The organism is Streptomyces sp. NPDC005181 (assembly GCF_040608395.1).
Classification (GTDB): Bacteria; Actinomycetota; Actinomycetes; order Streptomycetales; family Streptomycetaceae; genus Streptomyces.
This window is the reverse complement of the sequence record NZ_JBEXID010000036.1, coordinates 62518-76619: the sequence shown is the minus strand read 5'-3', so window position 1 is coordinate 76619 and position 14102 is coordinate 62518. Positions and strand designations below refer to the sequence as shown.

13 protein-coding genes and 1 riboswitch are annotated in these 14102 nt (G+C 68.1%); of the genes, 11 read left to right on the top strand and 2 right to left on the bottom strand.

The window, feature by feature from the left end; genetic code table 11:
• The first annotated feature begins 184 nt into the window (after nt 1-184).
• From ABZV38_RS22945 to ABZV38_RS22900, 10 genes are all read left to right on the top strand, one after another.
• Nucleotides 185-793 carry a CDP-alcohol phosphatidyltransferase family protein gene (locus tag ABZV38_RS22945; RefSeq protein WP_356329692.1) on the top strand — a complete coding sequence of 203 codons (609 nt, stop codon included), beginning with the start codon at nt 185-187 and terminating at the stop codon, nt 791-793.
• Between the two features lie 112 nt (nt 794-905).
• Nucleotides 906-3401 carry a mannose-1-phosphate guanyltransferase gene (locus tag ABZV38_RS22940; protein ID WP_356329690.1) on the top strand — a complete coding sequence of 832 codons (2496 nt, stop codon included), beginning with the start codon at nt 906-908 and terminating at the stop codon, nt 3399-3401.
• Nucleotides 3402-3499: 98 nt separating this feature from the next.
• Complete coding sequence (locus tag ABZV38_RS22935; protein ID WP_356329687.1) at nt 3500-4420, top strand: DUF881 domain-containing protein; 921 nt, start codon at nt 3500-3502, stop codon at nt 4418-4420.
• Complete coding sequence (locus tag ABZV38_RS22930; RefSeq protein WP_003970459.1) at nt 4417-4749, top strand: small basic family protein; 333 nt, start codon at nt 4417-4419, stop codon at nt 4747-4749. Before ABZV38_RS22935 ends, ABZV38_RS22930 begins: the two co-directional genes overlap by 4 nt.
• Nucleotides 4750-4754: 5 nt before the next feature.
• Nucleotides 4755-5543, top strand: coding sequence for a DUF881 domain-containing protein (locus ABZV38_RS22925; RefSeq protein ID WP_356329685.1), 789 nt, complete (start codon nt 4755-4757; stop codon nt 5541-5543).
• A gap of 190 nt (nt 5544-5733) precedes the next feature.
• A complete protein-coding gene (locus tag ABZV38_RS22920; protein WP_356329684.1) occupies nt 5734-6507 on the top strand; it encodes an FHA domain-containing protein in 774 nt (257 codons plus the stop codon).
• Nucleotides 6508-6524: 17 nt separating this feature from the next.
• A complete protein-coding gene (locus tag ABZV38_RS22915) occupies nt 6525-7268 on the top strand; it encodes a MerR family transcriptional regulator (protein WP_356329682.1) in 744 nt (247 codons plus the stop codon).
• Between the two features lie 53 nt (nt 7269-7321).
• The gene (locus ABZV38_RS22910) at nt 7322-7795 is read left to right on the top strand and encodes a bifunctional nuclease family protein (protein ID WP_003970463.1); all 474 of its coding nucleotides are present in this window, start codon (nt 7322-7324) and stop codon (nt 7793-7795) included.
• Between the two features lie 169 nt (nt 7796-7964).
• Nucleotides 7965-8582, top strand: coding sequence for a MerR family transcriptional regulator (locus tag ABZV38_RS22905; protein ID WP_356329680.1), 618 nt, complete (start codon nt 7965-7967; stop codon nt 8580-8582).
• Nucleotides 8583-8639: 57 nt separating this feature from the next.
• Nucleotides 8640-10091, top strand: a complete 1452-nt coding sequence (locus ABZV38_RS22900) for a DNA polymerase IV (protein WP_356329678.1) — start codon at nt 8640-8642, stop codon at nt 10089-10091.
• Here the strand turns inward: ABZV38_RS22900 and ABZV38_RS22895 are convergent.
• Nucleotides 10016-10396 (bottom strand): PRC-barrel domain-containing protein, encoded by a 381-nt coding sequence (locus ABZV38_RS22895; protein WP_030979528.1) that lies wholly within the window; start codon nt 10394-10396, stop codon nt 10016-10018. The two genes, ABZV38_RS22900 and ABZV38_RS22895, sit on opposite strands and share 76 nt — an antisense overlap.
• Before the next feature lie 101 nt (nt 10397-10497).
• A riboswitch (glycine riboswitch) is annotated at nt 10498-10595 on the top strand.
• Nucleotides 10596-10789: 194 nt separating this feature from the next.
• Between ABZV38_RS22895 and gcvP the strand changes: the two genes are divergently transcribed.
• Complete coding sequence (gene gcvP / locus ABZV38_RS22890) at nt 10790-13675, top strand: aminomethyl-transferring glycine dehydrogenase (protein WP_356329676.1); 2886 nt, start codon at nt 10790-10792, stop codon at nt 13673-13675.
• Between the two features lie 84 nt (nt 13676-13759).
• On the opposite strand, the gene ABZV38_RS22885 is transcribed toward gcvP, so the two are convergent.
• The gene (locus ABZV38_RS22885) at nt 13760-13966 is read right to left on the bottom strand and encodes a DUF5999 family protein (RefSeq protein WP_356329674.1); all 207 of its coding nucleotides are present in this window, start codon (nt 13964-13966) and stop codon (nt 13760-13762) included.
• Nucleotides 13967-14102: the final 136 nt, after the last annotated feature.

Sequence of the window (14102 nt, the reverse complement as noted above, 5' to 3'; positions counted from 1 at the left end):
TGCAGGGGGGACCCTGTGGGAGAGTAGGACGCCGCCGAACAATTATTCCGGGAAAGCCCCGCACCTCTGGTGCGGGGCTTTTCTGCGTTCACGGGCAGATCGCTACCCCTGTGCATCCGCCGGCAGTGGCTGAGGGTAGGCTCAGGGGGCATCATTGACACGTTCTTTCACAGGAGGCCCCCGGGTGGAGGTCCAGGAGACTCGGGTTCAGACGGACCGGGTCCTCACCATCCCCAACATCCTCAGCATGGCTCGCCTTCTCGGGGTACCGCTCTTCCTGTGGCTGATTCTTCGCCCCGAGTTCGGCGGGCCCAAGAGCGATGGCTGGGCGCTGCTGGTCCTGATGTTCAGCGGGATCAGTGATTACCTCGACGGTAAGCTCGCCCGTCGGTGGAACCAGATCAGCAGCCTCGGGCGACTCCTGGACCCGGCGGCGGACCGCCTGTACATCCTTTCGACACTCGTCGGACTGACCTGGCGTGAGATCCTTCCGCTCTGGCTCACCGCTGCGCTCCTGGCCCGTGAGCTGATGCTTCTCGTCATGGTGGGAATCCTCAGGCGCCACGGCTATCCGCCGCCCCAGGTGAACTTCCTGGGGAAGGCGGCTACGTTCAACCTGATGTACGCCTTCCCCTTGTTGCTGCTCAGTGACGCAAGTGGTTGGCTTGGATCGCTGGCCGCTATTTTCGGATGGGCGTTCGCAGGGTGGGGTACAACGCTCTATTGGTGGGCAGGGATCCTCTATGTGGTTCAGGTCCGCCGGCTAGTCAAGGCGGATGTAGTAGCCGATTGAGCTCGTTGATGCGGCGCCGTGCAGTGTGGCCGGTCCGCGGTGAAGTCTCAGGTGTTGCCCTGACGGGTGAAGTCGGCTAGACCGTCGTCTCTTCAAGGAGGACGTTTCCGACATGAAGGCCGTCGTGATGGCTGGTGGTGAAGGCACTCGCCTTCGCCCCATGACCTCGAGCATGCCCAAGCCTCTCCTGCCTGTCGCCAATCGGCCGATCATGGAGCATGTGCTGCGCCTGCTCAAGCGGCATGGGCTCAATGAGACCGTCGTGACCGTCCAGTTTCTCGCCTCTCTCGTCAAGAATTACTTCGGCGACGGCGAAGAGCTCGGAATGGAGCTCACTTATGCCAACGAGGAGAAACCTCTAGGTACCGCAGGGAGCGTGAAGAACGCCGAAGAGGCGTTGAAGGACGACACCTTCCTGGTTATTTCAGGTGATGCTCTCACCGACTTCGACCTCACCGATCTCATCGCCTTCCACAAGGAAAAGGGCGGGCTCGTCACGGTGTGCCTGACCCGGGTTCCGAATCCGCTGGAATTCGGCATCACGATTGTTGACGAGGGTGGCCAGGTCGAGCGCTTCCTGGAGAAGCCCACGTGGGGTCAGGTCTTCTCGGACACGGTCAACACGGGCATCTATGTGATGGAGCCCGAGGTCTTCGACTATGTCGAGGCCGATGTCTCGGTCGACTGGTCCGGTGATGTCTTCCCTCAGCTCATGAAGGAAGGCAAGCCGATCTATGGCTACGTCGCCGAGGGCTACTGGGAGGACGTGGGCACACACGAGAGTTATGTGAAGGCCCAGGCCGACGTTCTTGAGCGCAAGGTCGACGTCGAGATCGACGGCTTCGAGATCTCGCCCGGTGTATGGGTCGCGGAAGGCGCCGAGGTGCACCCGGACGCGGTGCTGCGGGGGCCCGTGTACATCGGGGACTACGCGAAGATCGAGGCCGGTGCCGAGCTTCGTGAGCACACGGTCATCGGTTCGAACGTCGTCGTCAAGACGGGTGCGTTCCTGCACCGGGCAGTGATTCACGACAACGTCTACATCGGGCAGCACTGCAACCTGCGTGGATGTGTGATCGGAAAGAACACCGACATCATGCGGGCGGCCCGCATCGAGGACGGTGCGGTCATCGGGGACGAGTGCCTGGTCGGTGAGGAATCGATCATTCAGGGCAATGTCCGGGTCTATCCGTTCAAGACCATCGAGGCCGGCGCCTTCGTCAACACCTCGGTGATCTGGGAGTCGCGCGGGCAGGCTCATCTCTTCGGCGCCCGCGGTGTCTCGGGAATCCTGAACGTGGAGATCACGCCGGAACTCGCTGTGCGGCTGGCCGGTGCGTACGCCACCACCCTCAAGAAGGGTTCGACCGTCACCACTGCCCGCGACCACTCGCGAGGTGCCCGTGCGCTGAAGCGAGCGGTCATCTCGGCGTTGCAGGCCAGCGCCATCGACGTACGGGACCTGGAGAACGTACCGCTGCCGGTCGCGCGTCAGCAGACCGCCCGGGGCAGCGCCGGCGGGATCATGATCCGCACCTCGCCCGGAGTGCCCGACTCGGTCGACATCATGTTCTTCGACGAGCGGGGAGCGGACCTGTCCCAGGCGCGCCAGCGCAAGCTGGACCGGGTCTACGCACGTCAGGAGTACCGACGGGCCTTCCCGGGAGAGATCGGCGATCTGCACTTCCCGTCCAGCGTCTTCGACTCCTACACCGGATCGCTGCTGCGCAATGTGGACACCACCGGGATCGCCGCCGCAGGCCTCAAGGTCGTCGTCGACGCGTCCAACGGAAGTGCCGGGCTCGTACTGCCCAGCCTGCTCGGGCGGCTCGGCGTGGACGCGCTGACGATCAACCCCGGGCTCGACGAATCACGGCCCACCGAGTCCGCCGACAGCCGGCGTTCCGGGCTCGTGCGGCTCGGGGAGATCGTGTCCTCGGCGCGGGCCGCGTTCGGCGTGCGATTCGACCCGGTCGGTGAGCGGCTCTCCCTGGTCGACGAGCGGGGCCGGATCGTGGAGGACGACCGGGCACTGCTGGTGTTGCTCGACCTGGTGGCTGCCGAGCGGCGCAGTGGGCGAGTGGCGCTGCCGGTGACGACGACGCGGGTCGCCGAACAGGTGGCCGCGTACCACGGCACACAGGTCGAGTGGACGACGACGTCACCCGACGATCTGACGCGCGTGGGACGCCAGGAAGGCACCATCTTCGGTGGTGACGGGCGCGGTGGCTTCATCGTTCCCGAATTCAGCAGCGTATTCGACGGCTCAGCCGCCTTCGTGCGGCTGATCGGGCTCGTCGCGAGGACGCAGCTCACGCTCAGCCAGATCGACGCCCGCATCCCCCGCGCGCATGTCCTGCGCCGCGATCTGGCCACGCCGTGGGCCGTCAAGGGGCTGGTCATGCGCCGTGTGGTGGAGGCCGCCGGCGACCGCGACGTCGACACCACCGACGGCGTACGGGTCGTCGAGGCGGACGGGCGCTGGGTGATGGTGCTTCCGGACCCGGCTGAGGCCGTCACCCATTTGTGGGCGGAAGGCCCCGACGACGCCTCGGCGCAGGCGCTGCTCGACGAATGGTCGATGGTCGTGGACAGCGCAGGTCACTGACCGTTCCACGGGTGCGCCGGGAGATGCTGTGACGCGCCTCCCGGCGCATCGGTGGGGCCATTCGGCGGTAGCAGCAGCGACGTGCGACGATGTGCGGCATGTCGCAGCAGCCCCCCGATCGGAGTACCGCCTCGCCCTCCGCGCGCCCCGACGCGTCCATGTCGCTGCTGACCAATGTGATGGACCACAGCCTGGACGACGGTTACGCCGAGGCCACCGCGCGCCGCGAGGCCGACGGGAGCGCGGCAATGCCCCGCACGCTGAAGGCGAAGCTGGCCCTCGCGGGGGGTCTTGTGCTTGCTGCTCTGGTCGTCACCCTCGGTGCCGCGGAGGCACGCGTCTCGGCGCCTGTCCTTGCCAAGGAGCGCGAGGAACTCATCGACCGTATCGATGCAGAGACATCGGCGGCCGACACCCTCGAGTCCCAGGTGGACAAGTTGCGTGGCGAGGTGAGCGAGCGTCAACGTAAAGCGTTGGAAAAGCATGGTGGGGACCAGGGCGAGCTTGTGGCGCTGCTCTCCGGGGCGACCGCGGTGCAGGGGCCCGGTGTGAAGCTCGTCGTCGACGATGCGAAGGACACCGATCAGGGCGGTGGCGGACCGCGGGAGACCAGCGGTTTCGCCGATACGGGGCGGGTGCGCGACCGGGACCTGCAGCGGGTCGTCAACGGTCTGTGGCAGTCCGGGGCGGAAGCGATCGCCATCAACGGGCAGCGGCTGACAGCCCTGTCGGCCATCCGTGCCGCAGGCGACGCCATACTGGTCGACAACAGACCGCTCGTGCCGCCGTACACGGTACTTGCGGTGGGGAAGGGGAAGCGGCTCAGTACCGCGTTCCAGGACAGTGCCGACGGTCAGTATCTTCAGGCGCTGAAGGATACGTTCTCCATCCGGACCAGCATCTCCGTCCAGGAGCAGGTGCGCCTCCCGGCTGCTCCGAGCCTGACCGTACGAACAGCAGAGCCGAAGGCCGCAGACACCGGCAGTGGTGCGGCAGACACAGGGAAGGGCACATCGTGATCGCCGTACTGGGCCTCGTCGTGGGAGTCGTGGTCGGACTGTTGGTCCGGCCCGAGGTGCCGGCGGTGGTCGAGCCCTATCTTCCGATCGCTGTCGTGGCCGCGCTCGACGCGGTCTTCGGCGGGCTGCGCGCCATGCTCGACGGCATCTTCGTCGACAAGGTCTTCGTGGTGTCGTTCCTCTCGAACGTCGTCGTGGCCGCCCTGATCGTGTTCCTGGGCGACAAGCTGGGCGTCGGGGCCCAGCTCTCCACCGGTGTGGTGGTCGTGCTCGGTATCCGGATCTTCTCCAACGCCGCGGCGATCCGCCGGCACGTCTTCCGGGCCTGAAGCCGATGAGCGACGAAGAACTTCCCCGTGACACCGAGCGCACCGGCGAGCCGGCGGCCGGCGCCCCCGAGGAGCTCACCGGGCGCCGGCGGCTGATCGCCGCCGTGTGGCCGCCCCGGGTGACCCGGGCTCAACTCATCGTGGCGCTGCTGCTGTTCGTCCTCGGCTTGGGGCTGGCGATCCAGGTGCGGTCGAACAGCGACAACAGCGCACTGCGCGGTGCGCGCCAGGAGGACCTGGTCCGGATTCTCGATGAACTCGACGACCGTACGCAGCGTCTTGAGGATGAGAAGCAGCGTCTGGACGATCAGCGAACGGAGCTGGAAAACAGCTCGGACCAGGCCGAGGAAGCCCGTAAGCAGACAGTGGAGAAGGAGCGGCAACTCGGTATTCTCGCGGGCACCGTGGCGGCGCACGGGCCCGGGATCACACTGACGATCAACGACCCGGGCGGTGCGGTGGAGCCGGACATGCTGCTCGACGCACTCCAGGAGCTGCGTGCGGCGGGTGCGGAGGCGATCGAGGTCAACGGGGTGAGAGTGGTTGCCAACACGTACTTCTCCGGTGACGGCGGTGCCATCAAGGTCGACGACCGGCGCATCTCCGCGCCCTATGTCTTCAAGGTCATCGGCAAGCCGCAGGACCTGGAGCCGGCCCTGAACATTCCCGGCGGTGTCGTGCAGACGCTGGAGAAGGAACAGGCCACCGTACACGTGGCACAGGCCGACGACATCGTCGTGGATGCCTTGCGACCGGCGAAGCGGCCTGACTACGCTCGGTCGTCATCCCAGTGAGGCAGCCGGGTGCGGGCGTCGAAGGACACAGACACGAGGTTGCGGGGGGTCGCCGCATCGTAATGGTGACGCGTGGTGGAAACTGTCGAGTGGCTACGGACGTTGTGAAGATGTCCGGGTCGGCAGGTGTGTTCATTCAGGGTTCGTCCTGCCCCACGGGCGGGTCTATTTCGGTCAAGGGGAATCGCCCGTGAAGTTGTTTGGGAAGTTGTTCGGCAAGAGCGCACGCGATGAAGCTGCGCGCCATCGCGCACCGCGCCATGGCCAGGCCGATGAGCGGGGCACGGAACGCCCGCTCTTCCGCGACGAAGTGGCGGGTACGGGCGGTGACATTTCGGGTGGTTCCGGCGCGTCGTCTGTTGACCCTGCCGGTGCGGGACGCATAGGTTTCGGGGATCCATCAACCTCGAGTACGGGTGGAGGGTTTGCGTCCATGCCGGTCTGTACGAGGTGCGGTCATCGCAACGCCGAGGCCAGTCGTTTCTGCTCCAACTGTGGTGCGCCGCTGAGGGGTGGTGCTCCGTCCGAGCGCCCCTCGGAGACGACCTCGACCATCTCCATCTCCGGTCTCGAGGCGTACGAGGCGGAGGCGACAGGCCAGACGTCCGTGCCGTCCCTCACTCCCGAGGCCCAGGCCGCCGTCGATGCCCTGCCGCTCGGCTCGGCGCTCCTGGTGGTGCGCCGCGGTCCGAACTCCGGCAGCCGCTTCCTGCTGGACAGTGAGCTGACCACGGCCGGCCGCCACCCGCAGAGCGACATCTTCCTCGACGACGTGACGGTCTCGCGCCGTCATGTGGAGTTCCGCCGGAGCCCCGACGGCAGCTTCACGGTCGAGGACGTCGGCAGTCTCAATGGCACGTACGTCAATCGCGAGCGCATCGACTCCGTCGCGCTGTCCAACGGCGACGAAGTGCAGATCGGGAAGTACCGGCTGGTCTTCTACGCAAGCCAGCGGGGCATCTGACCCGTCAGGGAAGGTCCATGCTGAGAACATCGACGGGCGGTGCCGGTCACGGCACCGCCACCGCCGACAGCCGTGCGATGAGTATCGGCGCGGTGCTCCTGCAGCTGCGGGACGAATTCCCCGAAGTCACCATCTCCAAGATTCGCTTTCTGGAGGCCGAGGGGCTCGTCGAGCCGCAGCGGACGCCGTCCGGATACCGGAAGTTCCGGCCCGACGACGTCGAGCGGCTGGCGCAGGTGCTGCGGATGCAGCGGGACCACTACCTTCCGCTGAAGGTCATCCGGGAGCACCTGGACGCCCTCGCCCGCGGTGAGCAGGCGTCCCTGCCGTCCGCGGGCGGGCAGCGGGACCTGACCGACGGATCCTGGGACGCCGAGTCCGGGCGGGCGACCGCGGCACGGATCGGGCGTGCCGAGCTGCTGGCCGCTGCCGAGGTGACCGAGAGCGAGCTCGAGGAGTGGGAGTCGTACGGCCTGGTCGCTCCGACGGCGGAAGACGGCTACGACGCCGAGACGGTGACCGTGGCCAAACTTGTGGCGGATCTGGGTCGATTTGGTCTCGAACCGCGTCATCTGCGGACCATGCGAGGGGCCGCGGAGCGTGAGGCCGGTCTGATCGAGCAGGTGGTTGCGCCCCTGCGCCGACACCGGAATCCGCAGACCAGGGCGCATGCGGAGGCCACGGCCAGGGAGCTCGCGGAGCTCTCCGTACGGCTGCATTCAGCCTTCGTTCAGACCGCTCTGCACATCCGGTTCCACTGATCACGGGGGAGCCCGACTACCCAAACCTGCCGAGCACGTCCTAGGGTTGCTGTGTGAACGAGCTCGACGTTGTGGGTGTCCGGGTGGAAATGCCCTCCAACCAACCGATCGTGCTCCTGCGTGAAGTGGGAGGCGACCGGTACCTCCCCATTTGGATCGGTCCTGGCGAGGCGACCGCGATCGCCTTCGCCCAGCAGGGCATGGCTCCGGCCAGGCCGCTGACCCATGATCTCTTCAAGGATGTGCTCGAGGCCCTCGGCCAGGAGCTCACCGAGGTCCGGATCACGGACCTCCGGGAAGGGGTCTTCTACGCGGAGCTGGTCTTCGCCAGCGGGGTCGAGGTGAGCGCGCGTCCGTCCGACGCCATAGCGCTCGCGCTGCGCACCGGCACGCCGATCTACGGCAGTGACGGGGTGCTCGACGACGCGGGGATCGCCATCCCGGACGAGCAGGAGGACGAGGTCGAGAAGTTCCGGGAGTTCCTCGACCAGATCTCACCGGAGGACTTCGGTACCAACAGTCAGTGACCGTCCTGCGGGGGGTGCCATCAGCGCATTCGGCAAGCCATTCCCCGGAATGAGACACGGGAAACCACCCTCAGGGTGATTATCACCCGGCGTGCCGAGTGTGGCGATCGTTGACGCACCCCGAGTGACTGCCTACCTTCGAGATGGCAGGTCAAGGACGGAGGTCGGCGTGAGAAGCAGCGGCGACGGTACGGCAGTGGGTGGGCCGTATTCGCAGCACGGAAGTACAGCCGGCCGCACCATCAGGCAACCGGTTCAACCGGAGGCGATGGCGGGGGACGGCGTGGCAGCGGCCGGCGACATCGGGTATCGCGGGCCGACGGCGTGCGCGGCGGCAGGAATCACCTATCGGCAGCTCGACTACTGGGCGCGCACAGGGCTCGTCGAGCCGAGCGTGCGTCCCGCCTACGGATCGGGCACACAGCGGCTCTACAGCTTCAGGGACGTCGTCCTGCTGAAGATCGTGAAGCGTTTCCTGGACACGGGTGTGGCGCTGCAGAACATCCGCACCACGGTCCAGCATCTGCGTGCCCGGGGGTTCAAGGATCTTGAGCGGATGACACTCATGAGCGACGGCGCGACGGTCTACGAGTGCTCCTCGCCCGACGAGGTCGTGGATCTGCTCCAGGGGGGCCAGGGGGTCTTCGGCATCGCCGTGGGGGTGGTGTGGCGGGACGTCGACGCCGCACTGTCGCAGCTGCACGGTGAGCGGGTGGACACGGGCGAGACGCTGGTCGGCAACAATCCCACCGACGAGCTCGCCCGGCGGCGCAACCGCGCAGTCTGACCGCGTGCAGATCCGGGGCGCGGCGATTGTCAGTGCCGTAGGGCAGCATCGATTGATGTGAGAGCCGCGCCCACCATCCTGCATCTCGACATGGATGCCTTCTACGCCTCTGCGGAGCAGGCGGCGAAGCCGAGCCTGCGCGGCAAGCCGGTCGTGGTCGGCGGGCTGGGGCCGCGCGGGGTTGTCGCCACCGCGTCGTACGAGGCCCGGCGGTTCGGGGTGCATTCGGCGATGCCGACGGCCCAGGCCCGGCGCCTGGCACCCAACGCCGCCTACCTGGTGCCCCGCTTCACGCTGTACCGGACGGTGAGCGACCAGGTGATGGAGCTGCTCGGTCGGCTCTCACCGCTGGTGGAGCCGCTCAGCCTGGACGAGGCCTTTGTCGATCTGGAGGCCGGCGGCGTGGCTGACGACTCGGCCTCGGCGCGGGCCATCGGTGAGCAGTTGCGTGACGCCATCAGAGCCGTCACCGGGCTCACCGGCTCGGTGGGCCTCGCCGGCTCCAAGATGCTGGCCAAGATCGCCTCGGAGGAGGCCAAGCCGGACGGGCTGCTGCTCATCGAGCCGGGAACCGAGCGTGAGCTGCTCGCGCCCATGTCCGTACGCATCCTGCCGGGCGTCGGACCCGCTACCGGGGACCACCTGCGACGCGCCGGGATGACCACGGTCGACGACCTGGCCGAGGCGGGCGAGGACGAGCTCGTACGGCTGCTGGGGAAGGCTCATGGCGTCTCGCTGCACCGCATGGCCCTCGGGTACGACAACCGCCCCGTCGTCGCCGAGCGCGACGCGAAGTCGGTCTCGGTCGAGGACACCTTCGACATGGACCTGCACGACCGAATCCGGGTCAGGACGGAGGTCGACCGGCTGGCCGACCGCTGTGTCCAGCGGCTGCGGGCCGCGGAGCGGTCGGGGCGGACCGTGGTGCTGAAGGTTCGCAGGTACGACTTCTCGACGCTCACGCGGTCCGAGACGCTGCGAGGGCCCACGGACGACCCCGCGGTGGTCAGGGAGGCCGCCGCGCGCCTCCTGGAGGCCGTGGACACCACCGGAGGCGTACGGCTGCTCGGTGTGGGTGTCACGGGGCTTGCCGACTACACGCAGGAAGATCTCTTCGCACAGGCGGCCGGTGAGCGGTCCGTGCCCGACGGCCCGGCCGACGAGGACCAAGTCCCGGGCGAGCACGGGGAGGAGCCGGCGGCCGGTGCATCGGAGGAGACTCCCGAGCAGCTCGCGGCCCGGAGGTGGCCCGCCGGGCACGACGTCCGCCATGGCGTTTATGGGCACGGCTGGGTGCAGGGCAGCGGGGTGGGGCGGGTGACGGTGCGGTTCGAGGAACCCGAGTCGCCGCCCGGCCGGGTGCGCACGTTCCGTATCGACGATCCGGAGCTTCGGCCCGCGGATCCGCTGCCACTGGTGCGCGATCCCGTGGACTACTCGTCCTGGCCGGCCAGCCTGCCGAAGTCCCGGTCCGGCCCCGGCTCCTCGGGTGGCGAGTCCAGACCGTAGTGCCGGTAGAGCTGGAGTTCCTGTTCCGGCGAGAGATGGCGGCCCACACCGAAGTCGGGTGCGTCCTTGATCAGCGCACGGTCGAAGGGGATCCGGAGCGAGTCGTCGACGAATTCGCTGGGCTCCAGCGGGACGAAGGCGTCCCTGCTGAACAGTCCGGTGCGTACGGCGGCCCACTCGGGGACACCGGTCGCGTCGTCGAGATACACCTCGTCGATGGTGCCGATCTTGGTGCCCTTGCGGTCGAACGCCTTGCGGCCTATAAGGCTGCGCGGATCGATGTCGGTCTGCACGGTCCCTCCCATTGGTCGCGGCTACTCCACAGGCACTACGAAAGTGCAGATCCGGGGCTTCGGCCACTCGAGATTTCTGAGACGTACCCCGCTGGTAGGCTGACTACGGCTGCTGACCCCGTGCGGGAGAGTCCTCCGGAGCACATCCGGCAGGCGCCGAAGGAGCAAATCCTCCCCGGAATCTCTCAGGCCCCCGTACCGCACGGACGAGGTCACTCTGGAAAGCAGGGCGGGTTTCGTGGCGGCAGACGCCGGGACGGATCCTTTCCTCACCGACGGTGAAAGCCGGTACGCCGCAGGGCGGACCGGTGAAGCTCTCAGGTTGAGATGACAGAGGGGGAGGCCGTCCGGGCACCCGCGCCGCTGTGCCCCTCGCAGGTCGTGACAGACCAGGAGGCCTCCACCATGACCCCCCGTCGCACTCCGCTCTCCCAACTGGAGCAGGGCATCCCCTTCGAACAGCGCCACATCGGACCCGATGCCGAGGCGCAGGCGAAGATGCTCGCCCAGGTTGGTTACGGCTCGCTCGACGACCTGACCGCGGCCGCGGTGCCCGATGTCATCAAGAGCGCGGAGGCGCTGCAACTGCCGACGGCCCGCACCGAGGCCGAGGTCCTGGCCGAGCTGCGCTCGCTCGCCGACCGCAACCAGGTCGTCGCGCCGATGATCGGCCTCGGCTACTACGGCACCTTCACCCCGCCGGTGATCCTCCGCAACGTCATGGAGAACCCCGCCTGGTACACGGCCTACACGCCGTACCAGCCGGAGATCTCGCAGGGCCGACTCGAGGCCCTCCTCAACTTCCAGACGATGGTCGCCGAGCTGACCGGGCTGCCCACCTCAGGCGCCTCGCTGCTCGACGAGGGCACCGCGGCCGCCGAGGCCATGGCACTCGCGCGGCGCGTCGGCAAGGTCAAGGACGGCGTCTTCCTGGTCGACGCCGACACCTTGCCGCAGACCGTCGCGGTGATAGAGACCCGCGCAGAGCCGACCGGTGTCGAGGTCGTCGTCGCCGACCTCAGCGAGGGCATCCCCGCCGACGTCGCCGAGCGCGGTGTCTTCGGCGTGCTGCTCCAGTACCCGGGCGCCTCCGGCGCCGTCCGGGACATCAAGCCTGTCATCGAGCAGGCCCATGAGCTCGGCGCCGTCGTCACCGTCGCCGCCGACCTGCTGGCCCTGACTCTCCTCACCTCGCCCGGCGACCTCGGCGCGGACATCGCCGTCGGCACCACGCAGCGCTTCGGCGTGCCGATGGGCTTCGGCGGACCGCACGCGGGCTTCATGGCCGTGCGCGACAAGTTCGCCCGCAGCCTGCCCGGCCGCCTCGTCGGCGTCTCCGTCGACGCGGACGGCAACAAGGCGTACCGCCTGGCCCTGCAGACCCGCGAGCAGCACATCCGCCGCGAGAAGGCCACCAGCAACATCTGTACCGCTCAGGTGCTGCTCGCCGTCATGGCCGGCATGTACGCCGTCTACCACGGCCCCGACGGACTGCGGACGATCGCGCGGCGCACGCACCGCTACGCCACGATCCTGGCCGAGGGCCTGCGGGCCGCCTCCATCGACGTCGAGACCGACGCCTACTTCGACACGCTCACCGTGCGGGTCCCGGGCAGGGCCGCCGAGGTCGTCGCCGATGCCCGTGAGCGCGGCGTCAACCTGCGGCTCGTCGACGCCGACCTGGTCTCCCTCGCCTGCGACGAGACCACCACCCGCACCCAGATCGCCGCCGTCTGGGCGGCCTTCGGCACCGACGGCGACATCGAGGCGCTGGATGCCGCGGCCGCCGATGCGCTGCCCGAGTCCGTGCTGCGCACCGATGACTTCCTCACCCACCCGGTCTTCCACCAGCACCGCTCCGAGACCGCGATGCTCCGCTACCTGCGCAGGCTCGCCGACCGTGACTACGCGCTGGACCGGGGCATGATTCCGCTCGGCTCCTGCACCATGAAGCTGAACGCGACCACCGAGATGGAGTCGATCACCTGGCCCGAGTTCGGTTCGCTCCACCCGTTCGCGCCGGCCGAGCAGGCCGAGGGCTTCCTCACGCTCATCCGTGAGCTGGAGGAGCGTCTCGCAGAGGTCACCGGGTACGACGCGGTCTCCCTTCAGCCGAACGCGGGCTCGCAGGGCGAGTTCGCGGGTCTGCTGGCCGTGCGCGCGTACCACCGGGCCAACGGCGACGACCAGCGCACCGTCTGCCTCATCCCGTCCTCCGCACACGGCACCAACGCCGCGAGCGCCGTGATGGCGGGCATGAAGGTCGTCGTGGTGAAGACCGCCGACGACGGCGAGGTCGACGTCGAGGACCTCCGCGCCAAGATCGAGCAGTACCGCGACGAGCTGGCCGTGCTCATGATCACGTACCCGTCGACGCACGGTGTCTTCGAGGAGCATGTCGCCGACATCTGCGCCGAGGTGCACGACGCGGGCGGTCAGGTCTACGTCGACGGCGCCAACCTGAACGCGCTCGTCGGCCTCGCCAAGCCGGGCCGGTTCGGTGGCGATGTCTCGCACCTGAACCTGCACAAGACCTTCTGCATCCCGCACGGCGGCGGCGGTCCGGGCGTCGGTCCGGTCGGCGTCCGCGCGCACCTCGCGCCGTACCTCCCGAACCACCCGCTGCAGCCCGCCGCGGGTCCCGAGACCGGTGTCGGACCGATCTCGGCCGCTCCGTGGGGCTCGGCCGGCATCCTGCCGATCTCGTGGGCGTACGTACGCCTGATGGGCGGGGAGGGCCTGAAGCGTGCGACGCAGGTCGCCGTACTCGCCGCCAACTACATCGCCAAGCGTCTGGAGCCGCACTACCCGATCCTGTACACCGGCCCGGCCGGACTGGTGGCGCACGAGTGCATCGTGGATCTGCGGCCGATCTCCAAGGCGACCGGTGTCAGCGTCGACGACATCGCCAAGCGCCTGGTCGACTACGGCTTCCACGCGCCGACCATGTCCTTCCCGGTGGCCGGGACACTGATGATCGAGCCGACCGAGAGCGAGGACCTCGCCGAGCTCGACCGGTTCTGCGACACAATGATCGCCATTCGCCACGAGGTCGAGAAGGTCGCGTCCGGCGAGTGGAGCGCGGACGACAACCCGCTCATCAACGCTCCGCACACGGCCGCCATGCTCGGCGGGGGATGGAACCACGGCTACAGCCGCGAGGAGGCCGTCTTCCCGGCCGGAGTCTCGGCCGCCGACAAGTACTGGCCGCCGGTGCGCCGGATCGACGGTGCGTTCGGCGACCGTAACCTCGTCTGCTCCTGCCCGCCGCTGGACGAGTACGACAACTGACCCACCCGTCGGGTGTGACGCGGACATGCGTCGGGGCCGGTGCGGAGATCTTCTCCGGGCCGGCCCCGTTCGTACGGGCCGCGGTCAGGCGGCCTTCATCACCCGGCCGGTGTCCAGCGGCCGATGCGGGGCGATGATCTGCCCGTCCGGGAGCAGCTCACCGGTGTCCTCGAAGAGCAGGACGCCGTTGCACAGCAGGCTCCAGCCCTGTTCCGGATGGTGGGCCATCAGGCGGGCGGCCTCCCGGTCGGCTGAGTCGGCAGTCGGGCAGGGTGGTTGGTGCTGGCACATGGGTGGGTTCTTTCGCTGCGTTGTGGTGAGTGTCCTGCGGCTTGATGAGGTGTTCATGGCCGCCCCCCGTATCAATCGGTCCGGTCCCAGTGTTGCCCCACGGGCGTCAATCCGCAGGTATTTCGCGGCAGCACTT

Excerpts from the sequence above, each read along its gene's own strand:
- ABZV38_RS22940 (WP_356329690.1), top strand. The coding sequence starts at position 906 with ATGAAGGCCGTCGTGATGGCTGGTGGTGAAGGCACTCGCCTTCGCCCC.
- ABZV38_RS22935 (WP_356329687.1), top strand. The coding sequence starts at position 3,500 with ATGTCGCAGCAGCCCCCCGATCGGAGTACCGCCTCGCCCTCCGCGCGC.
- ABZV38_RS22925 (WP_356329685.1), top strand. The coding sequence starts at position 4,755 with ATGAGCGACGAAGAACTTCCCCGTGACACCGAGCGCACCGGCGAGCCG.
- ABZV38_RS22915 (WP_356329682.1), top strand. The coding sequence starts at position 6,525 with ATGCTGAGAACATCGACGGGCGGTGCCGGTCACGGCACCGCCACCGCC.
- ABZV38_RS22895 (WP_030979528.1), bottom strand. The coding sequence starts at position 10,396 with ATGGGAGGGACCGTGCAGACCGACATCGATCCGCGCAGCCTTATAGGC.
- gcvP (WP_356329676.1), top strand. The coding sequence starts at position 10,790 with ATGACCCCCCGTCGCACTCCGCTCTCCCAACTGGAGCAGGGCATCCCC.
- ABZV38_RS22885 (WP_356329674.1), bottom strand. The coding sequence starts at position 13,966 with ATGTGCCAGCACCAACCACCCTGCCCGACTGCCGACTCAGCCGACCGG.